Source organism: Lacinutrix sp. WUR7, from assembly GCF_016864015.1.
GTDB lineage: Bacteria > Bacteroidota > Bacteroidia > Flavobacteriales > Flavobacteriaceae > Oceanihabitans.
Map to the genome: position 1 here is coordinate 1,429,182 of NZ_CP045067.1, position 25,517 is coordinate 1,454,698.

The 25,517-nt window shown below is 31.7% G+C and carries 24 protein-coding genes; 3 read left to right on the top strand and 21 right to left on the bottom strand.

Annotated features, from left to right (window positions below; all coding sequences use genetic code 11):
- The first annotated feature begins 84 nt into the window (after window positions 1–84).
- The 3 genes from FG167_RS06280 to FG167_RS06290 are packed head-to-tail and all read left to right on the top strand — an operon-like array spanning window position 85 to window position 2,796.
- A complete protein-coding gene (locus tag FG167_RS06280) occupies window positions 85–1,269 on the top strand; it encodes a response regulator (protein WP_203460562.1) in 1,185 nt (394 codons plus the stop codon).
- Window positions 1,270–1,296: 27 nt separating this feature from the next.
- Window positions 1,297–1,782: a family 2 glycosyl transferase gene (locus FG167_RS06285; RefSeq protein ID WP_203460564.1), complete on the top strand. Its 486-nt coding sequence runs from the start codon at window positions 1,297–1,299 to the stop codon at window positions 1,780–1,782.
- A gap of 12 nt (window positions 1,783–1,794) precedes the next feature.
- On the top strand, window positions 1,795–2,796 hold the full coding sequence (locus tag FG167_RS06290) for a type I phosphomannose isomerase catalytic subunit (RefSeq protein ID WP_203460565.1): 1,002 nt from the start codon (window positions 1,795–1,797) through the stop codon (window positions 2,794–2,796).
- Window positions 2,797–2,808: 12 nt separating this feature from the next.
- Here FG167_RS06290 and FG167_RS06295 read toward each other — a convergent pair whose 3' ends face one another.
- The 21 genes from FG167_RS06295 to FG167_RS06395 all read right to left on the bottom strand — a co-directional run bounded on the left by FG167_RS06295 (window position 2,809) and on the right by FG167_RS06395 (window position 25,517).
- Window positions 2,809–4,098 carry a phenylacetate--CoA ligase family protein gene (locus FG167_RS06295; RefSeq protein ID WP_203460566.1) on the bottom strand — a complete coding sequence of 430 codons (1,290 nt, stop codon included), beginning with the start codon at window positions 4,096–4,098 and terminating at the stop codon, window positions 2,809–2,811.
- The gene (locus tag FG167_RS06300; RefSeq protein WP_203460568.1) at window positions 4,095–4,400 is read right to left on the bottom strand and encodes a type II toxin-antitoxin system RelE/ParE family toxin; all 306 of its coding nucleotides are present in this window, start codon (window positions 4,398–4,400) and stop codon (window positions 4,095–4,097) included. The genes FG167_RS06295 and FG167_RS06300 overlap by 4 nt, the downstream gene beginning before the upstream one ends.
- Window position 4,401: 1 nt before the next feature.
- Entirely contained in the window at window positions 4,402–4,620 is a 219-nt protein-coding gene (locus FG167_RS06305) for a hypothetical protein (RefSeq protein ID WP_203460570.1), read from the bottom strand.
- A 62-nt stretch (window positions 4,621–4,682) separates the two neighbouring features.
- Window positions 4,683–6,359, bottom strand: a complete 1,677-nt coding sequence (locus FG167_RS06310) for a C45 family peptidase (protein ID WP_203460571.1) — start codon at window positions 6,357–6,359, stop codon at window positions 4,683–4,685.
- Window positions 6,349–7,887, bottom strand: a complete 1,539-nt coding sequence (locus tag FG167_RS06315) for an NAD(P)/FAD-dependent oxidoreductase (protein ID WP_203460573.1) — start codon at window positions 7,885–7,887, stop codon at window positions 6,349–6,351. Before FG167_RS06315 ends, FG167_RS06310 begins: the two co-directional genes overlap by 11 nt.
- 4 nt (window positions 7,888–7,891) lie before the next feature.
- A complete protein-coding gene (locus tag FG167_RS06320) occupies window positions 7,892–11,569 on the bottom strand; it encodes an MMPL family transporter (RefSeq protein WP_203460575.1) in 3,678 nt (1,225 codons plus the stop codon).
- Window positions 11,562–12,758, bottom strand: coding sequence for a DUF2062 domain-containing protein (locus FG167_RS06325; protein ID WP_203460576.1), 1,197 nt, complete (start codon window positions 12,756–12,758; stop codon window positions 11,562–11,564). Before FG167_RS06325 ends, FG167_RS06320 begins: the two co-directional genes overlap by 8 nt.
- Window positions 12,759–12,850: 92 nt before the next feature.
- Window positions 12,851–13,522, bottom strand: coding sequence for a hypothetical protein (locus FG167_RS06330; protein WP_203460578.1), 672 nt, complete (start codon window positions 13,520–13,522; stop codon window positions 12,851–12,853).
- On the bottom strand, window positions 13,500–13,988 hold the full coding sequence (locus FG167_RS06335; RefSeq protein WP_203460580.1) for a hypothetical protein: 489 nt from the start codon (window positions 13,986–13,988) through the stop codon (window positions 13,500–13,502). The genes FG167_RS06330 and FG167_RS06335 overlap by 23 nt, the downstream gene beginning before the upstream one ends.
- A 43-nt stretch (window positions 13,989–14,031) precedes the next feature.
- Window positions 14,032–14,397, bottom strand: a complete 366-nt coding sequence (locus FG167_RS06340) for a 3-hydroxyacyl-ACP dehydratase (RefSeq protein ID WP_203460581.1) — start codon at window positions 14,395–14,397, stop codon at window positions 14,032–14,034.
- A gap of 5 nt (window positions 14,398–14,402) precedes the next feature.
- Window positions 14,403–15,029 (bottom strand): porin family protein, encoded by a 627-nt coding sequence (locus FG167_RS06345; protein WP_203460582.1) that lies wholly within the window; start codon window positions 15,027–15,029, stop codon window positions 14,403–14,405.
- A gap of 47 nt (window positions 15,030–15,076) precedes the next feature.
- Window positions 15,077–17,251 (bottom strand): hypothetical protein, encoded by a 2,175-nt coding sequence (locus tag FG167_RS06350; RefSeq protein ID WP_203460583.1) that lies wholly within the window; start codon window positions 17,249–17,251, stop codon window positions 15,077–15,079.
- Window positions 17,251–19,152 carry a transglutaminase family protein gene (locus tag FG167_RS06355; protein ID WP_203460584.1) on the bottom strand — a complete coding sequence of 634 codons (1,902 nt, stop codon included), beginning with the start codon at window positions 19,150–19,152 and terminating at the stop codon, window positions 17,251–17,253. The genes FG167_RS06350 and FG167_RS06355 overlap by 1 nt, the downstream gene beginning before the upstream one ends.
- A complete protein-coding gene (locus FG167_RS06360; protein ID WP_203460585.1) occupies window positions 19,149–19,754 on the bottom strand; it encodes a hypothetical protein in 606 nt (201 codons plus the stop codon). Before FG167_RS06360 ends, FG167_RS06355 begins: the two co-directional genes overlap by 4 nt.
- On the bottom strand, window positions 19,735–20,352 hold the full coding sequence (locus FG167_RS06365) for an outer membrane lipoprotein carrier protein LolA (protein ID WP_203460586.1): 618 nt from the start codon (window positions 20,350–20,352) through the stop codon (window positions 19,735–19,737). Before FG167_RS06365 ends, FG167_RS06360 begins: the two co-directional genes overlap by 20 nt.
- On the bottom strand, window positions 20,345–21,121 hold the full coding sequence (locus FG167_RS06370) for a polysaccharide deacetylase family protein (protein ID WP_203460587.1): 777 nt from the start codon (window positions 21,119–21,121) through the stop codon (window positions 20,345–20,347). The genes FG167_RS06365 and FG167_RS06370 overlap by 8 nt, the downstream gene beginning before the upstream one ends.
- Window positions 21,115–22,176, bottom strand: a complete 1,062-nt coding sequence (locus FG167_RS06375; protein ID WP_203460588.1) for a beta-ketoacyl synthase N-terminal-like domain-containing protein — start codon at window positions 22,174–22,176, stop codon at window positions 21,115–21,117. The genes FG167_RS06370 and FG167_RS06375 overlap by 7 nt, the downstream gene beginning before the upstream one ends.
- A gap of 2 nt (window positions 22,177–22,178) precedes the next feature.
- Window positions 22,179–23,381 (bottom strand): beta-ketoacyl synthase, encoded by a 1,203-nt coding sequence (locus tag FG167_RS06380; protein ID WP_203460589.1) that lies wholly within the window; start codon window positions 23,379–23,381, stop codon window positions 22,179–22,181.
- Window positions 23,382–23,572: 191 nt separating this feature from the next.
- Window positions 23,573–23,830, bottom strand: coding sequence for a phosphopantetheine-binding protein (locus FG167_RS06385; protein ID WP_203460590.1), 258 nt, complete (start codon window positions 23,828–23,830; stop codon window positions 23,573–23,575).
- A gap of 1 nt (window position 23,831) precedes the next feature.
- Window positions 23,832–24,452 carry a 3-oxoacyl-ACP synthase gene (locus FG167_RS06390; RefSeq protein ID WP_203460591.1) on the bottom strand — a complete coding sequence of 207 codons (621 nt, stop codon included), beginning with the start codon at window positions 24,450–24,452 and terminating at the stop codon, window positions 23,832–23,834.
- A 3-nt stretch (window positions 24,453–24,455) separates the two neighbouring features.
- A complete protein-coding gene (locus FG167_RS06395) occupies window positions 24,456–25,517 on the bottom strand; it encodes a methyltransferase (protein WP_203460592.1) in 1,062 nt (353 codons plus the stop codon).

The following is a 25,517-nucleotide window of genomic DNA, read 5'->3' on the forward strand; positions in this document are numbered from 1 at the left end:
GCTATAGGTTAAACTAAATAACAATTTTAGGGCTGTCTTCTCCTGTACATTTGTACCATCAACAACAAATAAAATCAACTTATTATGAAAGTTTTAGCCATAGATGACCAACAATTAGTATTACTTCCTTTACAAAAGAGATTAGTAGAATTAGGTTATGAAGTGAAAATTGAAACCGATGCAACTAAAGGATTAAAATTATATGAATCTTTTAATCCAGATTTAGTAATTGTAGATATTAATATGCCTTTCGTTTCTGGTTTAGATGTTGTAAAACATATTCGTGTTACTAAAAATTCGCAAACACCAATCATGGTTTTATCTGGAGATACAAAAGATGAAACGATTACAGAAGGTTTCGATTTAGGGATTAACGATTATATGAAAAAACCATTAAGCTTAAACGAGATTAGTGCTCGTGTAAAAAGGTTAATTGGAGCTCCTGAAGTACAAAATGCAGTTACTAAAAGTGATGTAATGATTCAAGAGCGTTGTGTTGGTGTTGTTATTCCTTGTTATAATGAAGAAGAACGTTTATTAAGTGATGAATTTATTAACTATATCGATAAAAATTCTGGCTACCATTTATGTTTTGTAAACGATGGTAGTAAGGATAAAACTCTAGAAGTTTTAAAAAATTTACAAAAAGGAAGAGAAGATTTTATTACAGTATACGACTGTGAGAAAAACGGAGGAAAAGCAGAAGCTGTTCGTTTGGGAATGTTACACATGGCTAAAAAAGAAGATTTAGATTATATCGGTTTTTTAGATGCCGATTTATCTACAGACTTAGCAGATTTTGATGATTTGGTGAAGACGATTGAAACTTCCGATTTTAAAATTGTAAGTGGTTCTAGAATAGCAAGAATGGGAGCGGATATTACTAAAGAATCTGCAAGAAAAATAATTAGTTTAACCATCAATTTTATTATTAGAAAGATCTTAAAAATGGATTTTAAAGACACACAATGTGGTGCTAAAATCTTTCGTAAAGATGTAATTCAAATCGCTTTTGGTGAAAAGTTTGTTACCCAATGGATTTTTGATGTAGAAATATTTAAAAGAATGCGTATTCATTTCGGATTAAAAGAAGCGAAAGCAATGCTTTGTGAGCAACCATTAAAAAGATGGATTCATGCTGATGGTTCTAAATTATCGATGAAAGATTCTATAAAAATTGTTGGACAATTAGGACAAATAGCGTGGGTGTATAGAAACAAAAAACAAAACGTGAAAACAGCAGTTTCCACTAATCTACACGTAGCCTAATTACTAATCGTTAAAACGTCCCAAATCATGAAAACAGGAATCATCATCGTCTTTCATAATAATGAGAATGCAATGGACCCTTCTTTTTTTATAGAACAAATAAAGCAAACGTCCAATTTAGAATTGTGTTTAGTAAACAATGATAGTAAAGACAGTACATGCGATTTGTTACATGAAATAAAAGACGCTTGTGATAATGTATCTGTATTAAATGTTCGAAAGTTTAAATCGGATGTTGCAGCAGTAAAAGCGGGAGCGAGATTCATGCAAAGTGCGTTTCAACTAAAAAATATAGGTTACGTTTCTATAAATATGTTAAACACTAAATACTATGGGATAAATAGTTTAATTAAAATAATCGCCGAAAATCAAGACGTTATTATTAATTATAATGGCAATCCTTTAAAAAAGAAACAAACCTTATTTCAGAGTTTATTCTCTGTTATCGATTACTTAAAAAACATTGAAATAGAGAATCCCTTTATCCAACTTCAGTATCAAAGAAACCTTTAAAAAATAACAGTTATGAAAGTATATCCAATAAAATTCAATCCAATATTAAAAGAGAAAATCTGGGGAGGAAACAAACTAGGAAACCTTTTAGGAAAAGATACAGATAAAGAAAATGTAGGGGAAAGCTGGGAGATTTCGGATGTAAACGGAAACATTTCAGAAGTTAGTAATGGTGCATATAAAGGAGCAAATTTAAAAGAGCTTATTGAAGTACATGAAGCCACTCTTTTAGGAGCAGAGAACTTTGCAAATTTTGGTTATAACTTTCCTTTATTAATTAAATTTTTAGATGCAAAAACAGACTTATCTGTTCAAGTACATCCAGATAATGTAATGGCTAAAAAGCACCATAATTCTTTTGGAAAAACAGAAATGTGGTACATTATGGATAGTGATGCTAATGCAGATATTGTTTTAGGTTTAAAGGATAAAACAACAAATCCAGAATTATTAAATCACATTAACGCAAATAATGTAGATGCTGTTTTTAATAGAGAAGAAGTAAAGAAGGGAGATAGTTTTTTTATTCCAGCGGGAAAAATTCATGCTATTGGAGCAGGAGTTTTAGCTGCTGAAATTCAACAAACATCAGATATTACGTATCGTGTTTACGATTGGGATAGAACCGATGATTCAGGACAAAAAAGAGAATTGCATACCCAATTAGCAGAACAAGCTACGAAGCAGTTTGATTCTAACGGAAAAGCAGTATATGATTTACAACCAAACGCTAGTGCAAGCTTAGTAGATTGTGAATATTTTACAACCAACATTTTAGACATAACCAATCATCAAGTGAAAGATTATAACAACTTAGATTCGTTTGTGATCTATATGTGTGTGGAGGGGGAAGCAGAAATAACTGCAGGTTTGCATACCGAAACTGTAAAAATGGGAGAAACTATTTTAATTCCTGCCAATACAGAAGAAGTGGTGTTTAGTGCTACTAATGCAAAATTATTAGAAGTTTATGTCGATAAAGGAATCGTGCAAAACATGCAACAAGCTTCTTAAGAAGCAAAACATTTACACCCGCTTATCAATCACCATAATAGGCTTTCTACTCATCGCAGGAAATTGTAATTTAATAATTTCCTTTTTATCATGAAAAGCAATTCTTGGTGCCACACGAAGTTTGGCTCTAAAGTGATCTTTTATATGAAGCAATAATTTTTCGGAAGGATTTGTTGCAGCGATCTTAATTAAGATTTCATCGGTACCAATTTCATTATGCGAAAGTTCAATAACATAGGCTTCTACGTCATTAAAATCGTTTAAAATATTATCCATTGCTGGCGGATACAAAGTGGTTCCTTTATATTTTATCATTTGTTTTCTTCGACCAACAACTGGTCCTAAACGCATCGTATTTCTACCACAAGCACAAGCTTCTTTATTTGCTTTTACCATGTCACCGGTTTTAAAACGTAACAAAGGCATGCCTTCTATACCAAGCGTTGTAATGGTTAGTTCACCAACTTCTCCTTCGGCTACTATATTATCTTTATCGTCTAAAATTTCAACAATGATTAATTCCGGATGTTGATGTCCGCCTTGTTGGTGTTCACACTCGGTAAAAGCAGTGTTCATTTCGGTAGAAGCATAGGTAGAAAACAATTCAATATCCCATTTTTCTGTAATTTTTTGCGATAAGGTATTCAAACTAAAATCTTGTTCGCGTAATGGCTCACCAATACAAATAGCACCTTTTACTCCAGATGCATTTACATCAATATTATGCTGTTCTGCGTATTCTATTAGTTTTAATAAAAAGGAAGGAACTGCAATTAGATACGTTGGATGAAACTTTAAAATAGAATCCCATTGTAATTCCGGAATTCCAGCGCCTACACGAATGATTCCTGCACCAAGTTTACGAACACCAAGAAAGTACGCCAACCCAGCCATAAAACGTCTGTCTATGGTGGTCATCAATTGTACAACATCTTCCTTACCAACTCCTGCACAAGCAAAAGAAATGGCTTCGTTGTATGCTAAACGCTCTAAGTCATTATCGGTTAAAGCAAAAGTTACAGGATCTCCTAAAGTCCCAGAAGTAGTGACGTAATCAATGATTTTACTTTTAGGTACACATAAAAAATCATCATTATGTTGTTGTAGTTGATCTTTTGTTGTCACCGGAATTTTAGATAAATCTTCAATAGATTGTATCGCATCTAAAGCAATATTGTTTTCTGAAAACACACGTTTGTAATACGTAGAGTTTTCATTTAAATACGCTAATAATTCGGCTAACTTTTCTTCTTGAAAAGCTTTTATTTCTTGTGTAGATGCTTGTTCTATTTTAGGAATCATGTTAAGTCCTTCTTTAATTTTTTTGGATCTTGTCTTGTGTCAAAAAGCGTAACGACAAATACATCATTACTTGTAAATGTGTAATATAATGTAGTATGTTTAGTTATTACACATTTATGAAGAGATTTTTTATTTTTAGATAAAGGAAATATTTCTGGATTATCCTGTAAAATGGGTATTGATTTGTCTAGTTTTTTTATGAAATTAGATTTTACTTTTAAAGACCAGTTTTCGGTTAGGTATTCAAATAATTCTTGAAGTTTTTCATTTGCGATGTCCGAAAACTTAACAACTCTTGACATACTATCTATGTTTTTTCATGATAGTTTCATAGTCAGTAACTTTGCCTTCATTTATTTGATGTAACCCTAATTCAATTTCAGATTGTTGTTCTGCTGAAAGATCATCCCAAAAGTCATTTTTTTCTTTTTTGAAAATTTGCTTTATGGATTCAATAATTTTAGGGTTATCAGTATTTAATAACAATTTTACTAATTCTATTTTTTCAGCTTGAATGTCCATCTTATAGCGTATTATAAACAAAAATAAGAATTCTTTTTCTTAATTAGTTTGCTTCGTATTTTCTATTTAAGTTTTCTCTTTATTTTCTTAATATATTTTTCTAATTCCTCTTGATCTGGAACCGTTGTAATCTCTTTAGTTTGTGCAGTTTCAAAAGCGTGTAAAGCTGCTGTATAAAACCCTTTTTCGTAATAGTATTTACCGACAAGATAATATACTTCCCAATATTCTGGGTTTAGTTGGATGGTTTCGGTAAGTTTTTCTATAGGAATATGTGCATCGTCACCAATAGCATGTTGTAATTCTTTACTAGAAATACGATATGCTTCATAATTTCTATATGCTTCGGTAAACTGAAAAGCATCTGCTTCTATTGTTAATTCGGGTTTCGAAAGATTTAACTTGGCTGCAGAATCCGTACTGAAAACTTCATCTAAATCGTAAGCTACAAATGCGCCTAATTGATACGGATTGGAAGAAACCCAAACTTGATGTTCTTCAGGTTTAAAAACAATACCATGATGTGCTAATAACTGATTTAAGGCTTTTTCATTACCATAACCAATAGCTTTGTCGTGCAAACCTTCTTTGTTTCTTAAAATGTCTACAGCATCTTGAACGTTTAATTTTTCGGTAGCACCTAAAAGTTCTTCCAAACGCTCGTAACGATATTGCGAATGGCTTTCTGCAATCGCTTTTAAGTTATTCTTGTCTTCCGCGTAAGCGTCACTTTGAAAATGGTTGGTACAAATAAGTTGGTTGGTATTTGCTACTTCGTAAACCCCAAAATTCTTTGGCGAAACTTCTATAGTAACGGCTTTTTTGTCTTTTGCACTACCAACAAAAATAGATTCAGACACAAAAACTTGTCGTTTTTTAGCAATAGCTACCGCTTCTTCCAGATTGGTTGCATACTGTAAAATTTCACGATTTAAAATAGAAATCGGTGTTTTGGCAATCCACGGAATTTTAGATTTCCCAGCATTTATAGTAACTGTTAGTCCGTGTTCATTCATTCCCGAAACCACACCAATCATTCCTGGCCAAGTTACCGACATAAATTTGTAGCCTTCGGTAGGATTTACAAACGCTATGATTTTGTTTTTTGCGAAATCATCGCCAGCGTAGAAATCGAGATTTCTTCCAATTAATAATTGTCCGTCTTCGGTTTTATCTCCCCAAGCTGCAAAAGAGGAACAGCCAACCAGCATTAAGTCTTGCATGGCGTGACCAATATCGTGCGCACCATGCAGATACATGACTCTTAAATAGTTTTCGGCAATATGATTGTAATCGTTGGACGCGTATTTGGAGAGTCCGAGAATCTCCGACTTATATGCTTCCGGAATATGTAAATACATTTTTCGGTTATAGAATGCCAAAACCTTACGCAGTAAATATTGCTTGAATTTAGAAGGTACTAAATCGTCAATCTTACTTAAAAAAGCATTCTCTTGTATTTTGAATAAATCTTCGGTTAGCAAACCTGTATTTAAACCAATTTGATAGGCATTTCCTTCCACAAAAAGTTCATAAGAACCATATTCATTTTTTGCAAAACTGTTGTTTCCAGAAGTGAATGTAGAATCGTTAATCGTTATTTTTTCAGAAATTGTAGCATCATAACCGCTAACATCTGGTACATCATGAATAGACTTGGAGATACCACAAGAAGTGAGTACAGCAAAAAGTACAACAACTAAAAACGAAGGATAACTATTAAAATTTTTAATCTTCATGGCTGTTAGATTCTAAAATCTTATCTAATAAATAATCTTTACCAAGAATTTCGGAACAGGTAATAATAGCACTTATAGTTACTCCTAAAATACCATGCATGTTTAAACTTTGTCCTGTGAAAAATAGATTTTTTATTTTCGTTTTAGGCGATAAATGCGAGTGTAAAGGTTTGTTTACATCTTTTACATACGCATACATAGAACCACGATTACTACCAATATAATCTCTGTAGGATAATGGTGTTGAGGTGTAATATTCTTCAATACAATCTCTTAAATCAGGGAATTTCTTCACCAACTCATCAATCAATGTTTCTGCTTTTTGGGTTTTAAACTGCTCGTAGGTTTGCCCTCTTTCGTTTTTATTAGCAACGGTATTATGCGTGTCTTCCCAAGGTTTTACTTCGTCATAATTCATATAGGTCATTACCGCAATACTATCGCCATAACCATTAGAATTTTTCTTAATTCCCATGGACATCATATAACCTTCTGGCCAACTTTCTTGTGTGTAGTTGTGCGAATCCCAAACCTTGCTAGAATCTTTAAAATGGTAGAAATTTTTGTTTTGGTACTTAAAACTATTCGGTTTTAAAACCAGATATAACGTGAAAGCAGCAATGGTGCTTTCAATTTTTTCAATTCTGTTGGTATACGATTTTCTAAACTTATTTTCACCTACCATTTTTACGGTAAGTTTCGGTTCTATATTTGAGATAAATAAATCGCCTTTAATTTCAATTCCTTTGGTGGTGGTTGCCGAAGTAATTAAACCGTCCTCAAAGCCAAATGTAGAAACTTCATGATGTTTGTATACTTCTCCACCTTCCGCTTTTAAGCGTTTAACAAGTACTTTGGTAATCTGACTTCCACCATTTACACAACGATACGAACTCTGGATATACGAGTTTGTAGATAAGGCATGTACAAAAAATGGTGTCTTATTTTGGTCACCAGCATACAAATAATTAGAGCCAGCTAAAACGGCTTGAAGCTTTTTATTACTTGTAAAGGAATTAATATATTCTTTTGCTGGAAGCTGAAAAATCTCTGCATCATCATAATAAGGTTTTCCTTTTTCAAGAGAATATAAAGGGAATTTCTGACACGTAGCTTGTAGTTTATCACAATACATTCTAATGCCTTTTTCCTCTTCAGGAAAATCTTCTAATAAGTTTTTTATGAAGTTATCATAGCCTTGCGCATGTTTATATTCTTTTGGATCACCATCAAAAGAGATAATATCAAAACCATCTTCATCCATTTTATGAAGCTGTATGCCGTCTAAGATATCAATATATTTAAAGTATTGGTGTAGGTTTTGCCCTTTGCTTAAACCACCAATATAATGCACTCCTGTATCAAAAATGGTTTTGTTACGTACAAAGGTTTGTAGGTTTCCACCGTATTGATTGTTCTTTTCTAAAACACAAACACTCTTTCCTTCTTTAGCAAGAATGATTGCAGAAACCATTCCTGCAAGACCACTTCCAACTATTACAACATCATAATGTTCTTTGTACTTCAATATTTTATTTTTTTAAGATACTAAGAGTATCGTTTTCTATTTCTACTTTAAAACCTAAGGATTTTAAAGTTTCAAGATATAAATTTCGGCTGTCTTTTAATAATACAAAAAGATTTACAGTATTTGCTATGTTTTTTATTTCATTTTCTGAAATACCTTCTAGATTAAGTATAGCAACATTAGCCTTGTTTTGTAATGTTTCTTCTATAGAATTACAAACCGAAATTTTATAATGTGTATTTGGTATATAGCTGTTTTTAACGATTGCTCTTTCATTTTCATCTTGAATAAAAGTGAAAATTTTCCTGTCTGGATGATCTAAAGCCAATAAGAAATCTAGTTGTCCGGAATCTTTAGAGAAATGAATAATACTAGCTTTTTCGTCTAAAGTATTTAAAACCGCTCTGTAATTTTTTGCGTTGGTCTTTAAGTCGGCTTTTACTTTATGATAAAGCGCATCCCCTTTATATCTAAAATCTTCTAAAACAATGCGATGGAAATAGGTTTCGTGTTCTAGTTCTTCACGAAGCAGGTTAAATTCCTTCTTAAAATACGCACTAATGCTTTTTGTTTTTTCTCTAGAGGTTGTACCGAAACTTAAGTCTTCCGCAGGAATTCTATCTAATATTTTTATAGTAAGGTGCTCTCTTTTTATGATGAAACTTCCTTTTGGTAGGACTTCTGAATTCCCATGAATAAGTATAGGAAGAATATCTAGATTTAATTCTTCGGCTAAGAAAAAAGCACCTTTATGAAAGCGTTTTATCTTGTTGGTATAGGAACGTGTTCCTTCTGGAAAAGCCATTAAAGAATAGCCTTGTTCTAATTTGGTTTTTAAATGGGAAACACCGCCATCAATACCGTTAGAAACTGGATAGAAACCAGCCATTTTTACAGTTCTACCAAAAACAGGCGAGTTGTATACCCAATCGTTTACCAAGAAAATAATTTTTGGAGACTGCATACCAATTGCTAGAATATCTAGAAAAGAAGTATGGTTAGCGATGATTATTGCCTGCTTTTTAAAGGTTTCGTTATTTAGATTTAGTGTTTTTACTTTAACAAATGGATTGGTAAAAAATACAGATCGCATAAACTTAGAAAGCACTTGATGAAACCATGGCATTTTAATTTTTTTGGAAAGCGGAATAAGTGGAAATACTATTGCAGCTATTATTCCTAAAACAAATCCACCAATACCATAATACCCAAAAGAAAAAAGTGCATGTAATAATAAATGAAAGGTAATTGGTCTTTTGGTTTTGCTACCAATAAATAATTTAAAAAGTAATGGTTGTACACTAAACGAAATGAGCAACGCAGACAAAATACCAATGATAGAAACCAAAGAGATAGAATGTAAGGCTGGATGCTTTGCGAAAATTAAAACGCCGACTCCTAAAATAGTAGTTATAACCGACAGGATAATAGAGGTTTTATGTGTTGGTAAAGCTGCTTCTCCAGTCTTATATTCGTGCAATAAACCGTTGGTGATAAAGATGCAATAGTCAATTCCTAAACCAAAAATAAAGGTAGAAATAATGATATTGAAAATATTAAATTGAATACCAAATAATCCCATCACACCAAGCGTTGCCAACCAAGTAAGCGCAATTGGTATTGCTGTCACTAATGTTAAAGAAATGCTTCGATAAAAGAGTAACAACAATAGTAAAACTACAATAGAAGAATATAAAACCAAACGATTAAAGTCCGTTTTAAGATTCCCTAAAAAGGTTTCATTCATGTGTTTTCTATCTACAACAATGGTTTGTTTAAAATCTTTAAAAGTATCTACTAAGTTTTGCGTGTTTTCATCTTGTACTTTGACTAAGGTGGTAACGGTAGAGAAATCGTCTTTGGTTGTAATATAATCTTCCGTAGAAATGGTTTTTAAAGCTTTAAAATCTGCAACAGAAAGTGGTTTAAATCTATTTTCTAAATGTGCATAAAAAGCTTTAAAAGTAGTTGGCTTAAACCCTAGAGTTTTTCCGCTTTCAATTAAGTTTTCTTTTGTGTTTTGTATGTTTTGGGTAGTCCAAAAATGATTCCATGCGTTAATTTTTTCATTTTGGATGACTTCCGATTGCACCAAAGAACCAATAGAGCTAAACTGGATAATATTATTCTTTTGTTGCAATCCTTTTAATATTGGAAAAATAGCATCATTCACTTGTAATGCTTCTTGTTCTGTTTTTCCGTAAGCAGCCAAATACACCGATTTGGAAGAGATATTAGTCAGCGCATCCAGTCTTTTTTGCGCATCTATTAAGGCTTGAGGCTCAAAATTAAGGGTATTTAAATCTTTATTAAAAGTCACTTTATTATAGGTAAAAGCACTAATACTTATCAGAATGGCCAAAGCAATTAAAACCCATTTGTTTTTATGTAAAGGATACGATGCAACCCGATCTATAATGTTTTTTTTGTCCGTTGTTTCAGCTTTTGTACGATACACTTGCGGAATAAAAAGCAGCGCAAATACCGAAGCACCTAAAACGCTAATTGCAGCAAAAATCCCCAAATCTTGTAATGCTTGCGACTCTATAAAAAGCAGACATAAAAAGGCTAGAGCAGTCGTTAAGCTACTCATTAAAATAGGTTTTGTGATTTCTGTATATAACTGTTTTACATTGTTATTACTGCGAATATGTGTAAGAATATGCAATGCGTAATCTAAAGTAACCCCAAGAAGTACAGAACCAATTCCTAAGGAAATAGCAGAGATTTTACCACGAATTAAATATAGTAAACTAACTGCTAAAAGGGCACCTAAAACGGTTGGTGTAAATAGGATTATAGGCACACTAAGTTTTTTATAAAACAGAATTAGAATCAGCAATAATACCGTAATTGCAATACCAACGGTAAGCTGAATATCTCTTTTTATTTGCTTGGCGTTTGCGACAGCAATTAGTGCTCCACCAAAATATTCTCCAGTTACTTTGTCTTGAAAAGTAGTGTTAAGCTGTTCTTGTAAAGCATATAAGTTATCTGCAAAAGTTGCATTTTCTGCAGTTTCACTAGAGGCGAAAGTTGGCGTAATAAAAAGCAGTACGTTGTTTTTGTCTTTGCTAATTATAAATCCGTTGTGTAAGGTGAAATCGTCCCCAAAACTGAGTTCTTGTAATTTCTTTAAAGCGATAAAAGATAAACCCAAAGGATCTTTTAATATGGTTTCTTTTGCTACAAAACCAGAAGGTGAAATCAGGGTTTTATAATTGGCATTTGTAGTCTTTTGGATGCTATCTTTTTCTAGCTTTTGCTGAATGGTTTGATAATCGTTTTTATCTAAAAATAGTGGTAGATTTTTGTAGACAAAATCTAAGGTGTTCATGACATCTTCATCTGCAACTTGTCCTTGAATGTCTTTTATATATGCTTCGGAAGTATTAGAAATACTATCAATAAATGCGGATGCATATTGCGTTAAATCGTCAGTGTTTCCGTTTTCTTTACGCTGAATATTGACAATTATCTTATCGGCAAAGTTAACCTGTTTTAATACTTTTTGTGCTTCGGAAGATTTTTCGCTTTGCGGAATAAGTTTGGTAATATCTTCTTCAAATTCAATATTAGAAGCTAGAAAAAACAAGCCAATAATTAACGCTAGCATAACACCAATGCTCAATGGTTTTTGAGCGGCAATACGCTTGTATATATTGTAAAACAGCCTATCCATTTTGTAGTGTTATGTTCTTTTTGTTAAAAAAGGAAAAGAGTATAAAGCTAATGATGCCAAATAAGATAGCAGTAATAGTAGCTAATGTAAAACTACCAATGATGTATGTTTTTAGATGTTCTGTAATATCGAAACTATTTTTAAACATATCTAAAGTATAATTGTAATCTACACCTAAAATGGCTTGTCCTACTTTAACGCTTCCGTATAATATAAACGGAATAAAAGGAGGTAAGCTCACGTTAGAAAAACCAAAAGCAATCACTTTATTTAGTTTAAATAGTATGGCTAGTGAAATTACAAGTAAGGTTTGAAATCCCCAAAGCGGAGATATGCCAATAAATACGCCTAGTGCAACAGAGGTCGATTTTTTTAAAGGCGAATCTTGATGTCCTAAAAAGTCTTCGACAAAGAATCGTTTAATTCCTTTTTTTTTTAAATTCCGAAATAAATTTCTTGGCTTTATATAAAATGCTAGAATGAAAATTAAGCAAGTATTTAAAATGCTAATTCTGGTAAAATCTTTAAAAGGCCTGAAGTGTGAAACACGTTCATTTTCATCATACAATACTTTTATAGGAATGTTTTTTACTTCTACATCATTCCATGCAGATTTAACGATGACTTCAATTTCAAATTCGAATTTCTTCGTGTAAAACTTTAATTTTTCTAAAGCTTTTAACGGATACATTCTAAAACCAGATTGGGTATCTGTGAGTTTTATTCCGGTTTCAAACCAAAACCAAAAATTAGAAAATTTATTACCAAAGCTACTTTTTCCAGGAACGCCTTCTTGTTCCATGTTTCTTGCACCAATAAGTAATAGGTTTTTATTTTCGGCTTGTTCTAAAGCTTCCACAAAAATGGGTATGTCTTCCGGAAAATGTTGTCCGTCAGAATCTATAGTTATTGCATAATCGTAACCTAAAGTTGTAGCTTTTATAAAACCTTGTCGTAAAGCATTCCCTTTACCTTGGTTTTGTGGTACCAAAATATGTTGTAATTGGGTATAGTTTTCTAAGATTTGAGAAGTGCTATCTGTAGCCCCATCATTAATAATAATAATGTTTTTTGTGTATTGCAAAACACCATCGATCACACGTCTTAAGGTGCGTTCGTTGTTGTATGTTGGAATTAACACACAGATTTTCAGATTGTTTATTTTATTAAATAATAGCTCGTTATTCACTTAAGAAAGTGTTTTCTTTTTACGAGTCTAAAATTAATGTTTTTTCTTCACCACTAAAAGCAATAAGTAGTAAAATGTAGTATTCTGATAAATTAAAATAATTTCTTAAAAGATTCCTCTCCTTTATCCAGTAAGAGTTTGTTGTAATGTTTTAAGGCATTTAAAATGGTTTGACCATTTTGATAACTTTCCACACGCATAATTAATTTATGCTTGTCCCATTTTTTCTTTTTTTCATTCACCATTATAGAGGTCCATATATTAATGTACGAAAGCTTATCGGATCTTTTAGATATTTTATCAAACCTATAAACGTTAGAGAAATCATATAAAAAACCATTGTTTGCAGGTTTTGTGCCTTTTCTGTTTGTGAAAATTAATCTTAAATAATCTCCTTCAAAAGTTGCTATGTAGCGTTGTTTAAAATTATCTTCTTCAAAACCATATTTGTTAATATACTCTAAGATAATTTCTTTGGTTTTTTCTAAGGAATATTCCGGTATTTCCAAATTACTAAACGTATCTACACTTCCATTATTAAATACAATTTTGCTTACTTTATTTTTTTCAATAAAATAATCTGGACCATCTAAGTTTTCTTGCTTTTTATATTTAATTTTTTCAGTTCCTACTTCTTCTACTTTAGCTTCAATTTCTTCTCCATTATTTGTGGTAATAATATCTTGCGAAAATGCATTTAAGGCCATTAAAAAGATAAGTAAAGTAGAGATATGTTTCATATTATAAGTTGGATTTTTCTTCATCTGTAAAGGCTTTAGACTGTAAAATATAGTCTTTTATGTGTTTTTTTAGTGCAGAATATTTTATGTTACTAAATTGTTTTAAGATAAAGAGTTTGTCTTCTTCTATGTTGCCTTTGTATTTTAAAAGCTTTGGTGTGTTTTCTTGAATACCTAATCGTATAAAACGAACTTCTATATTGTTGGGTGCTTTGCTAATGGCATATTCTACTAAAGTAACACCTTCTATAAAATCTTCCTTTTTATCTTTTAATGTTTTAGCATGTTTGGCAACTAATGCCATTGCAGCTCCTTTGTATGCTACAAGTTCTATCTTATCTTTTTTAGTAACTGTTGCTAAAGAGGCATTAAAAGCTTCCGTTTTAGTCTTGTCTTGTGCTGCTAATTTGTAGGCATCTCTTACAGCTTCTAAATTTATAGACTGTAGATTTAAGCTTACTGCCGTTATTAGTAAAATTATTAGTTTCATTTTTAGTTTTTAGAAACCTACAAGGCCCTTAAAAGCTTGCAAGTTATTTCTCTATAAAGTTACTAGTCAATTTTAATGCCACAGTTTCATCAAACTTGGTAGTGTTTTTTACTTTAAAACCATCTTCGGTTTCACTAATGTCTAGTGTAAGTACTAGATCTGGTGTTTTTTCCGGATTAATAATTGCCATAAACTTGATGTTGCTTGAGGATTGCATGATTAGTTTTTTACCAACGACACCTTCTGTTAACTCTTTAATAATTTGCATCATGCAAACTCCTGGAGTTACTGGGTTTCCTGGAAAATGTCCTTTAAAGATCTCGTGATCTTTGTTAATGGTAATGTTTGCAGTTGCCAATTTATCGGCAACTGCTACATTATTTACGGTATAAAAATCTTTTAATTGCATATTGTTTACATTTTACTAAAATCAAACTTGTAAGTTACGCCAAACTGAATAACACCATTTAATGCATTATCTCCATTATAGAAATCGTCATCATCTTCATCATAATAATCGTAATAGTCTTCTCTAACATCGATTAAACCTTGTTTGTATCTTACTTCTAATCCTAAACCAAAAGGGAACTCATAACCAATACCTCCAAATAATGAAAAGTCTATAGGTGTAGCATCGTTATAATGATCAGAATTTACTAAAATATCTAAACTTGGTCCAACAATTAAATTAAGACCAATGTCTTTTATAGGAAAAAATTTGTTTGCAATATTTAAACTGATGTAATCTAAATCTAAATCCTCTTTTACGGTACGATAATTATCAGTGAAAAAATCATATTCTTTATATTCAAAAGTTGCACCCTGACTAGAATAAGCTGTTTCTATTTGTAATTCGTAAAAACTTGAAAGATGAAGGTTTACAAATAAACCTCCTTGAAGACCTAATTTAGTAGTTGATTCATCAACATTAGAAAGGTTTGCTAAGTTGAATCCTGCTTTTACACCAGGACTTACAGTTACTTGCGAAAACGCTGTTGTGCTAGCAATAATAAGTGCTAAGCTTAAAATAATTTTTTTCATTTATTTGTTGTTTTAGGTGTTAATTTGAGGTTTGTAAAGTATAACTTTTAGTTCTTTTTAAGAAGAATTTTATCATCATAGAATGAATATGCTTCATCTAAAAAGGCAACCATGTCTGGCCAGTTGGCAGCTGGCTCAAAATAGTTTTTATAATACTTATTGGTTTTAATAGTTAAAACGTTATCGGTAACAACAGCTTCACTACTAAATCCGCCCGTTTGATTTTCTACGTTTTTATTCAATTTTTCTAAGCCTTGCACCGAATATCCTTCCGGAATGATTAGCGATATATTATTGGTATAGGATCTTGGATAGGTCATATAGATATTGTTGTCACGTTGTTTGTGTTCTTCATCTATATGTGCTTGTCCGCCAATAAGTTTTCCAATTAATAAGATATAATTTTTACCAGCTTTTCTAATAAGATCCTCTTTTAAGGTGAATGCTTCTTCAAATTCTAAAGGATCTTCCACACCAAAACGACCATTGTTTAGTACGTTAAAAGTGTAATCCTCAATTTCTAGATCGTATTCGCTAGCCGTTTGTTTTTCTAATTCTTCTAGTTGTTTTTCCTTTTGTTTGTCTATTAAACTCTTGTATTCTTTCTTGTAACGTAGTCTGTCTTTTTCCTTTTTAACTTTGTCTAAAACAGGTTTGGTTCCATATTTTTCATGGTCTTTATAGATATAATCATAAAAATTTAATCGATCCTTTTGTGCATCTATTTTGTTATGTCCTGTTGTTGCAGATACTCTTTTTATTTGCATACCAGAAAAATCTTCTTGTAGTGTAATAGCAATAGATTCTGTAGTGTTATTTATTTTATGATTGGAAGCTGGTAAATCTGTTAATTGAATATCTTCAATATGTTTTCTGTCTACTACTTTTAGTGCATATGCTTTAGAGTTTTCAAGTAAAGGAGCTATTTGATTCACTGTTGAAAACTGATTAAAATGTTCTATATATAAAGGGTTTTCGGTTAGAATCTTTAGTACAAAATCTACGTTATCTTCTATTAATAAATCTTTAATTGGTCCGTTGTATCTTTTGGTACCAATTAAGATTTCGTAATCTATTTTATTGTCTTTTAAAAAGGCTGCAAAGAACTTGATGAACTGCTCGTCAGAATTAAAAATTATCGGGTTTTTGTAATATCCATAAGGATACATAATCTTGCTTTCGTCTACCACAAAGGCTTCTACATAATTGGTGAAGTATTTATGACGAATAAAATAAAAGGCTTCTTTTACCTTTTCTTCTTCACTTGTAAAATCTTTGTCTTTTAAGAATCTTTCTAGGTCTCCAAGATTTCCAAAAGGACGAAATTTGTCTTCGTATAGATTAAAAATTTCTTCTTTTTTAATATTCGTTTTTATGGTAGTAACTTCTTTAGGCATAAAAGCATCTGCTTTTTTTTCATGCTTTCTTGTTCGAGCAAATAAGACTTGAAATTTATAAGCAGGAAGTTCTACTAATGGATAAAACCATCTAGGAAAATCATTAGAAGCTACATTTTGCATGGTAAAACCATAAAGTCTGGTTTTGCTTTCTTTAGAAAGTGCTTTGTAGGTTTCTAATTCTGGTGCATTATTATAAGTGTTTAAACTAACAAAGAAATCTTTTTCGGTTTCTAAAGAAAATTTAAAATCTAAAATAGGATAATGTTCTCCAACAATATCTTCTACATCATCAAATTGATACAAATCGTTTTCACTTACAATAATATTGGAGTAGAAGTAATAATCTAAAACATCTCCTTTTTCCAGGTTCGGAATTGCTAGTTTGTTTTCGTCTTCTTCTTTGATTGCTTCGTTGTCTACATCAATTTCTATTTCTTCACCACTTGGTTTAATAATTTTAACACCTAGTATAAATGTGTTTAATAAACCTTCGATGTGCTTGGTTTTTTGAAATTTAAATTCGGAAAAATCCTTAACAGCAACTTGGTCTAACAACTTAATTTGCTCGTGTTCTATTTTTGTGTATTCTATACTATTATGTGGTCTGTTGTAGATATATTTTACTTCTCTATATAATATAACTGCAGATTGATCTTCTAAATCACTTGGTATAGTAATGCTATTGAAATCTGTTTTCTCGCTCCAAATGTATGCTTTGACACTAGCTTCTTTTTTTAAATGCTCTTTCGATTTTTTTTGTGCGAAAGTAGGTGCGCTCATTAAAAATACTAGTATTATAAGTAATGCTTTATTCATATTCATTAAGACTTGGTTAATATTATTTGCTCGTTGTAAATAGCGTTTAATTTTGTTATAGCATCGTTCCATGCTTCAAAATCGCTAGTAGTAATCGTTGCGTTTTTTATTTCGAATTCCTTTTTATACACAATGTAATCTGCTTCTTTTTGTAAAGAAACAGCTATTTTAAAATTAGCATTATCTATACTAAAAGATTCTGGTAATGTAGAAACGCTATACGATACTGGAATTTTTAAACGCATTTCTGTAATAACATCTTTCTTGTAGGCAAAGTTGTAATTGGTTTGTCTTTCTTCAAAAGCATAGTTGTCAAATTCTTTATAAAAATCTAAATCAATATACATTTCATTGTCGAATGACGAAACTGCTTTATTGTGCTTTAAAGCGTATTTTACATCAATTTCTGCTTCTCTGTTCTCCAGATTAGAAGTTTCTATGTCACTAACCAAAACGTTTCTGTTGTAGCTAGCCAGGTAGTCTTTTAAGGCTTCTTGTTTTTTGTTACTTTCTAAATTATTGAAGTTGTATAAAAAATCTGCTCTACTTTCTCCTTGATACTTTCTGCTAGCTAGTCCTTCTATTTCTTCGTTTACAATACTTGCATTAAATAAAAAATACTCCTTGTTTTTTTTAGAGGTACTGGTTGGTACTTCTTCTAACAAAAAGGAATCGTTGTTTTCTATCATGCTCTGTTTTCCTTGAATTCTTTCGGCATATTCGCCAAAAGCACTAAATTTTTCGGTAGGATCTAAAAATATTTTTTTCCCATCTTTAAACAAGGTACAAATCATGTGATTATCTACAGCTAACGATGGCGTACTGTAATTGTATGCAATTCGTTTGGTACCAATCCACGTTAATCTCGCGTCAAAACCAGCAATAACCAGCATTTCTTTGGCTAAATTTGCCATTCCTTTACAGTCTCCATATCTTTTTGTTAATACATTTTCTGCAGTTTCTGGTTTAAAACCAGCAATGCCATCTTCAAAAGCAATGTATCTAATATTGTCTTGAATCCAATAGTAGATGTTTTTAATTTTCTCTTCGTCTGAAGTAGCATCTTTAGTTAACTCGGTTACTTTTTCATTTAACACTTCACTTTCGTGACTTATATCTTTGGTTAAAGACTTATACCAAGTATATAAATCTTTAGTTTTGTTAAAAAGGATTTGTTTTTCGCCTTTCGATGTGAAATCTTTCGCTAGTAATAGTATATGCGGATAAATATAACTTGGTCCTGGAGAACCTTTTTCATCATAATAAGCTTCTATATTTGCTGTTGTATAGGTGATGATTTTTTTGTCACCGACTTGCTCTTCCGTTTTTTGAATGTCGAAATTCTCAAAATTCTTTTCAAATAATTCTATGTTTAACCAATCTGGAATTTCAACAACAATCTTTCTACTTACACTAGGATATTCGCTAGTGAAATAAACACTTGTAAAATATTTAATGTCTTTGGTGTGTTTTATCGATTCGAAAAAATACGTGTAACCTTGTGTTGGGAAATCGACATTAGCAAATTTTACACGAGCATCATTATGGAATAAATCGTTATCTGTATAGGAAATATCCTTACTAAGAAGACGTGCTTCCTTTTTGTTTCTATAATAGAATTGAAATTTTTGAATTTCGGATTCGCCATCATAAAAAACAGGTTTTTGAATATCAGATCGAGAGTTGATATTCATTAAATGCTCTGTGGTGTAATTGTTTACAGCAACTTTATTGTCTTCTATAGAAAAAGTAATTAGGTTATCACTTTCTAACAAAACAATATCTTCTTCGTCATAAAGACTTCTTAGTTCTTTTGCTTTTGAAATATCTTCTGGCGTTGGGTCCATTTTTTTCTGACAGTAACCAATAAACGGAAGCAGCAAAATGATGAAAACTATTTTTTTCATTTTGTAATAGATTTGAGGTTGATTTTCAACTTAATATTAGAGTGAATGATCTCTATATGTTGTGCAATATTATCATTTAAATCGGTAAACAGAAATCTTACTTTTTCTTTATGGCTATTTGCTCTAATGATTTTGCGGATTTCTGGGGATTCAAAGTAATAGTATGTCTTATTGTCTAAGCGCGTTTTTTTTATGATTTCATCAGTAATAGTATAGGTCTCTTCAGCTATTAAATGCTCCGTAATTAAGACTTTAAAATCTTTTTTTAATACATTGATTAGTATCTTTTTATTGAGATCGTCTAGAATGTAATTTACGGTAAACGCGTCTTTATTGAAACTAAAATCGAAAAGCTTGTTACCCATTTCTGTGGTAAAAACAATTCTATGGTGTTGGTCTCCAATTTTTTTGACAATAAAAATACCACCAAAAGCATTATCATAGACTTCTATATTGGCTTTGTAAATATAATCTTGATTGGGGTTGGCAAAATACGGATTGCTAATATTGCTAGTTACAGTAGTTGCTACAAAGTTGTTTTTTTTAGGAAACGATGCACAGCCAAAAAAGATAAAGCATATACTAATTAGTAAATATCGCATTATCTAAAGTTTGGTTTAGTACTTTATTGCTGAATACTATTTTGGTATAATCTTGTGAAGGTTCTATCATTTTTACTTCAATAACATCTCCTTTTGTGTTGAATGTAATATGGAATGCATTGATGTATTTGGCGAATTTTTTGTCTCTCGGGCTAAAATAAACCAAGCTATTTTGGTCTTTATGGAAGTATTCTATAGTAAATTCTGCTTCATCAAACATATCACCTTTTACACTGCTAATAATAAGTTTGTTTAGCTGTTTAAACATTTTGTTGCTTCCAATATCCACATTGCTTTTGTTGCCTTCATCATTTATGAAAAGGGTTTCATCTTTAAATAAAACAGCATACTTAAAAGGATGGATATATTCCCATTTAACAACATCTGGTGCTTTAAAAGCTAGTTTTCCAGAGGTTTCAATGTCATTATCTAAAAAGTCTAAATGTTTGTATTGTATAAAATCGCTAGAAATGGTTTGCGTAGTGCTTGCCAGTGCTTTTACTTTTGTTTTTAATGCCGTTGCTTCCTGCGTACTCATTTGGGTTTGTGCTTGTGTCGCAAAAATGGTAAAAAAAAATATATATACTAGTTTACGCATACGCTTTTATATGAAATAGGTTATCTATAGTAACAGACGTTATCTTTTGTTCTTGTAAAAATAACAATAACTGTTCCAAAACAGCAATTGTTTTATCGCTAGTATCGTGTAATAGAATAACATCGCCTTTTTTTAGGTTTTTGGTTACTCTATTAAAAATTCTTTTTTCTGTGATATTTCTGGTGTCTAGTGAGCGTTTGTTCCAACCAACTGGCTGTAGCTTTGTTACTTTTAAAGCGCGTTTTATTCTTGGATTAGTAACTCCAAAAGTGGGTCTGTAAAGTTTCGGTTCTAAACCAATTTGCTGGGTAATTATGGAATTGGTTTGTTGTAATTCTTCAAGGACTTCTTCCGTAGAAAAGAACCCAAAACGAGTACTATGTGAATAGGTGTGATTTCCTATAGTATGGCCTTGTTCTATAATACTTTTGAAGATTTCCGGATGCATTTCTATGTTTTTTCCAATACAGAAAAAGGTAGCTTTTGCATTATATTTTTTAAGAAGTGCTAAAACTTTTGGTGTGTATTCTGGGTTTGGACCATCATCAAAAGTAATAGAAACTTGATTTTTATCGATGGATGGATTTGAGATTAAAGAGGTAAAATGATAATTCCAACCTATTAATGATGAACCTGCAATAGTAATTAGAAACCAAGTAAATAGGAATAAAATAATAAACCAAAACGAAAAATTATAAAAGCTGTAAGCAATGAACAAACCAATAAGAATAAGGCTTGAAATTATATTTACAGATTTAAAATTTAGCATTGTTTTAATAGCGTGAAACTATGATTTTCTCCACGATACTGATTGTATAACAAGATGGTTTTAAAGGATGTTGTATTTGTATTATTGCCTTTAACAACCTCAGGAAGTGTTTGTGTTTTTACTATTTTGGAAGCTAACCAAAACCCAAAAGAAGAGGCCGTATTAAACTCACCAGATACATGTTTGTAATTGGCTTGTTGTGTATTTTGAAAACCTTTAGAAAGAGTATGGTAATACGTATCAAAATCTACATCACCATTGTTTCCAAGAATTAAAACATCGACATCTTCGATATTTAGATTATTAGCATTTAAAAAGGCGATTGCTTCTTGTAAAACTTCTGTTTCGGCTAAAGTATTATAGGTTTTAATAGAAGCTATTTCGGCATAGGTAGAAGCTTGCTTTTCGTTAGAAAGCACAAAGAAATTAGCGCCTTCACCAAAAACTGCTCCTTGTGTTTTAGAATCTAAAACTTCGGAAGTTTTAACAGCTTCCGTTTTAATATGATTAACAATTTTGTGAATCTTTGTGGTATGGTCTCCTAATTCATCTACACCACCAATTAAAATGTTCTTTTCTTCGTCTAGTTCTAATTGTAATTTGGCATCTAACAAAGCAGATTCAAAAGAATTACTAGCGTGTACATACGTAAAATTATAACCTTTACATTGCAGCTCTAAAGCTATTTGTCCGCCAACCGTATTGTGTGTCGATTGAATAAAAGAAGTAGGAGTAAGGTATTGCTCATCATTATCTATAATTGCACTTACAAACTTTTCAGAATCGCGAACACAACCCATTCCTGTTCCTGTAATAATGGCATCAACATTTTCTAAACCAGATTCTTGTACTGCGATTTTAGAAGCTACAACTCCCATTTTAATACCTTTTGCCATACGTCTTGCGGCAGCAGGTGGAATGTATTCTTTATAATTAGGATTAATTACGTCGATTACATTGGCTTCATAATCTTCTATTTCATTCAAAAATGAAGTATTATCAAATGTTTTTTGAGCAGATATGGAAGCGACGCTATTTATATAAACCTTCTTCATAATTATTGCTCTTTTGAAAATATTACGGTAGAACAATTTCCACCAAAACCAAAGGAATTAGACATTACAGATTGTAATTGCTTTTCTTTTAATTCTAATTGAGGTGTTATATTAAATTCCTTCATCTGTGTTTTAAAATTCAGATTTGGGTAAATGATATTGTTTTGTAATGCTAAAACCGAATATACGGCTTCAATGGCACCAGCAGCAGCCAAGGTATGCCCGGTGAAAGCCTTTGTAGAACTAAAGTCGGGAACCTTTTCACCAAATATTCTTATAATAGCTCTTCCTTCTGATAAATCATTATTACCAGTGGCAGTTCCGTGTGCATTCACGTAATCGATATCTTCGGCTTTGTAACCCGCAATATCTAAAGCTTTTTGCATAGCTAGGGTTGCTCCATCTCCGTTTTCGGAAGAAGCCGTTTGGTGGTATGCATCATTCGCATTACCATAACCTTTTACGTAAGCAAGTACTTTTTTGTTTTCTGCTTGTACTACTTTGTCGGATTCTAAGACTAAAAAAGCAGCAGCTTCACCAAGATTTAAACCTTTTCGGTTTTCATCAAATGGCGTGTTGTATGTGTCTGATAAAATCATCAAGGTTTTAAAACCGTTGATAGTAAATTTAGATAAGCAGTCTGTTCCGCCAACAATAACCCGATCTAGTTGCCCAGATTTTATTAATCGAGCGCCAAGCATTATGGAGTTTGCCGCAGAAGAACACGCAGTACTGATTGTAGTAACTAAGCTTTTTTCTATGCCTAATTGTTCTGCAATTTTCTGTGTGGAATCTCCAGCATGATGTCCGTCTATATATTTTCGACTAGCCTTATTTTCGAGATATTCGTAATAATAACGCTCTGTCATATCCATTCCACCAACACTTGTTGCCGAAATTAATCCTGTTTTGTATGCGTTTATATCTGTAATTCCAGCATCTTGGATAGCTTGTTTTGCAGCTACTGAACCAAGAAGTGCGGTTCTAGAATAATTATTATCTGAAGTTAAACCAAGTTGTTGCTCTAAATTTTCATTAGTGAAATCAATCTCACCAACCATAATATCATTCACATGATTGGTTTTAATTTTAGAAACTCGAGAGATTCCTTTTTTACCATGAATAAGTGATTGGTAATTTTCTGCAACATTGTTTCCAATGGCAGATATAATTCCCATTCCTGTTATAGCAACTCCTTTACTCATATTAATTTCCTGTAAAAGCAGGAATTGTTTTTTAAATATTGTTATTTTTTTTGCCACGAACCTATTTACTTGTAGACAGATTTACGAATAATTTTCAATAAATTATACGCAAGTATTTGGCTTTGTTCTGTCACTAGAGTTTATAATTATTCGCTCTAGATAGAGATTCCTTCCTTCGCAGGAATGCTATGTTACTTAGATCTGTTTTCTGTGATGTATGCAGCCATTGTATTAATAGACTCAAAAATAGAACGTCCTTCTTTTGGGTCTGTTAATTTAATACCATAACTTTTATCTAACATTACAATTAGCTCTAAAGCATCAATAGAGTCTAAACCTAAACCATCACCAAAAAGCATATCATCATCTGCAATATCTGCAATAGTCATATCTTCTAAGTTTAATTGCTCAATAAGGTTTTCTTTTAATTCTTTTTTTAATGCGTCCATACTATGTGTTATATAATTTTATTATGTCTTGTTTATTATGTTTGTTTGCGCCTTCTGTTGACACTAAATATAAAAATGCTTCGTAGTTGTCATCACCATTAAATTCTACCCAACCACAAAGTACTTGTTCTGCTTTGTTGCTTGATAATAAACTATTTGAGTAGGTTAACAAATGTTCCGCATTTAAGTTTTCAAAGATAAAAAAACTATTTTCAGAATACAGCTTATATTTTATACTTATCTCACCAATACAAATATTTGGTAATGTGTATACAAAAACGGCAGGACTAGGGAAGTAGCTTTCTTTATTTTGAATGGATTCTTGATGTTTTCGGTCCGTATCTAAACTAGAGGCTTTGTTAGAAAACACAATAGCTATATTATTTTCTTCTTCTGGGTTTAGGTTTTCGTTTTTCAATAAAACATCTGCAGCCAAAAAAGCAAGTTTACTTAAATTATCCATTTTAAAAAACTTTGGATATTTCGTGCTTTGGTCTTTGTATGCTGCTTTTATAAAGGTTACAAACGAATCTTCTTTGTCTTTATATACCACAGAGCCGTTTAAAGAAACTTGATTGTTCTTTATACTGCAATAGGATTTTATGTGGTAATTGGTATCCATGTTTTACGCTTTACTAAAAGTGAACATGGTGTGGTATTCCCCAATTTCTATATCTTCATTAAGCTGTAATCCAGCTTCTTTTGCAATGTCTTTAAACTCTGTTGCTTTATACATTTTTGAATTACCATTGGCAATTACTGTAAAATAAAGCGATGTAGCTTCTAAAATAAATTTAGCGTTATCAAATTTTTGTCTGTCGGTAAAAGTTTCAATGATGATTAATTCTGAATTTTCATTCATAGAATGTACACATGTCTTTAGCACTTTTAGAATTTCTTTTTTAGAAAAACAATCTAAAAATTGACTCATCCAAATGGTTTCCGCATCACTAGGTATTGTTGGGTTGTCAGAAAGCCAATCAATTTCATGACCTTTTACTCTGTCTTGAAAACCTGCTTTTTCCACATTTGCTTTTGCTTTGTTTAATTGACCAGGAAGATCAATCATAGTGATATTAACATCGCTATTATAAGTACAGCATTTTACCGTGAATTTCCCTGTGTTTGCACCAATGTCGAATATTTTTTTACGATCCTTTTTGAATAATAATTCTAAAGCTTCGGTAAAAATATCGTCGGAATAATGATGGTCAAAATCAAACCAAGATTTTTGTTGTAGCGGTGTAAGTTTTGATAGGCCTTCGTAAACAGTAGGCCAATCACCAAGTTCTTTTAAACCTGTAGGTTTCCCTGTTTTAATGGCTTCGTCTAAATGAAATAATCCTTTATAGCAAACCTCATTGGTAAAATTAAGATTTACGTTAACGGTTTCATTATATGCTAAAAAATAACCAATAGTAGTAAGTTCATATTGTTCGGAATCGTTTTTTGAAACAATATCCGAACTTTCAGCAATTTCTAATAATACACCAACACCATATGTGCTAAGTTTTAATTCTTCAGCAATAGCTTCTAAAGTAATTCCTCCTTTTTTTCTTTTCTCGAAAATAAGATCGAAAATACCAAGTTTTCTTAAAGATACTGTTGCTTGAAACACAAAAGGCGCCATAGCAATTTTTTGTGCTTCTTGAATTGCGTCTATAGCTTTTATAGATTGGTTTGACAT

What these genes read in the sequence shown, in the direction of transcription:
- FG167_RS06280 (WP_203460562.1), top strand. Translation starts at nt 85, where the DNA reads ATGAAAGTTTTAGCCATAGATGACCAACAATTAGTATTACTTCCTTTA.
- FG167_RS06285 (WP_203460564.1), top strand. Translation starts at nt 1,297, where the DNA reads ATGAAAACAGGAATCATCATCGTCTTTCATAATAATGAGAATGCAATG.
- FG167_RS06290 (WP_203460565.1), top strand. Translation starts at nt 1,795, where the DNA reads ATGAAAGTATATCCAATAAAATTCAATCCAATATTAAAAGAGAAAATC.
- FG167_RS06295 (WP_203460566.1), bottom strand. Translation starts at nt 4,098, where the DNA reads ATGATTCCTAAAATAGAACAAGCATCTACACAAGAAATAAAAGCTTTT.
- FG167_RS06300 (WP_203460568.1), bottom strand. Translation starts at nt 4,400, where the DNA reads ATGTCAAGAGTTGTTAAGTTTTCGGACATCGCAAATGAAAAACTTCAA.
- FG167_RS06305 (WP_203460570.1), bottom strand. Translation starts at nt 4,620, where the DNA reads ATGGACATTCAAGCTGAAAAAATAGAATTAGTAAAATTGTTATTAAAT.
- FG167_RS06310 (WP_203460571.1), bottom strand. Translation starts at nt 6,359, where the DNA reads ATGAAGATTAAAAATTTTAATAGTTATCCTTCGTTTTTAGTTGTTGTA.
- FG167_RS06320 (WP_203460575.1), bottom strand. Translation starts at nt 11,569, where the DNA reads ATGGATAGGCTGTTTTACAATATATACAAGCGTATTGCCGCTCAAAAA.
- FG167_RS06330 (WP_203460578.1), bottom strand. Translation starts at nt 13,522, where the DNA reads ATGAAGAAAAATCCAACTTATAATATGAAACATATCTCTACTTTACTT.
- FG167_RS06335 (WP_203460580.1), bottom strand. Translation starts at nt 13,988, where the DNA reads ATGAAACTAATAATTTTACTAATAACGGCAGTAAGCTTAAATCTACAG.
- FG167_RS06340 (WP_203460581.1), bottom strand. Translation starts at nt 14,397, where the DNA reads ATGCAATTAAAAGATTTTTATACCGTAAATAATGTAGCAGTTGCCGAT.
- FG167_RS06345 (WP_203460582.1), bottom strand. Translation starts at nt 15,029, where the DNA reads ATGAAAAAAATTATTTTAAGCTTAGCACTTATTATTGCTAGCACAACA.
- FG167_RS06350 (WP_203460583.1), bottom strand. Translation starts at nt 17,251, where the DNA reads ATGAATATGAATAAAGCATTACTTATAATACTAGTATTTTTAATGAGC.
- FG167_RS06355 (WP_203460584.1), bottom strand. Translation starts at nt 19,152, where the DNA reads ATGAAAAAAATAGTTTTCATCATTTTGCTGCTTCCGTTTATTGGTTAC.
- FG167_RS06360 (WP_203460585.1), bottom strand. Translation starts at nt 19,754, where the DNA reads ATGCGATATTTACTAATTAGTATATGCTTTATCTTTTTTGGCTGTGCA.
- FG167_RS06365 (WP_203460586.1), bottom strand. Translation starts at nt 20,352, where the DNA reads ATGCGTAAACTAGTATATATATTTTTTTTTACCATTTTTGCGACACAA.
- FG167_RS06370 (WP_203460587.1), bottom strand. Translation starts at nt 21,121, where the DNA reads ATGCTAAATTTTAAATCTGTAAATATAATTTCAAGCCTTATTCTTATT.
- FG167_RS06375 (WP_203460588.1), bottom strand. Translation starts at nt 22,176, where the DNA reads ATGAAGAAGGTTTATATAAATAGCGTCGCTTCCATATCTGCTCAAAAA.
- FG167_RS06380 (WP_203460589.1), bottom strand. Translation starts at nt 23,381, where the DNA reads ATGAGTAAAGGAGTTGCTATAACAGGAATGGGAATTATATCTGCCATT.
- FG167_RS06385 (WP_203460590.1), bottom strand. Translation starts at nt 23,830, where the DNA reads ATGGACGCATTAAAAAAAGAATTAAAAGAAAACCTTATTGAGCAATTA.
- FG167_RS06390 (WP_203460591.1), bottom strand. Translation starts at nt 24,452, where the DNA reads ATGGATACCAATTACCACATAAAATCCTATTGCAGTATAAAGAACAAT.
- FG167_RS06395 (WP_203460592.1), bottom strand. Translation starts at nt 25,517, where the DNA reads ATGTCAAACCAATCTATAAAAGCTATAGACGCAATTCAAGAAGCACAA.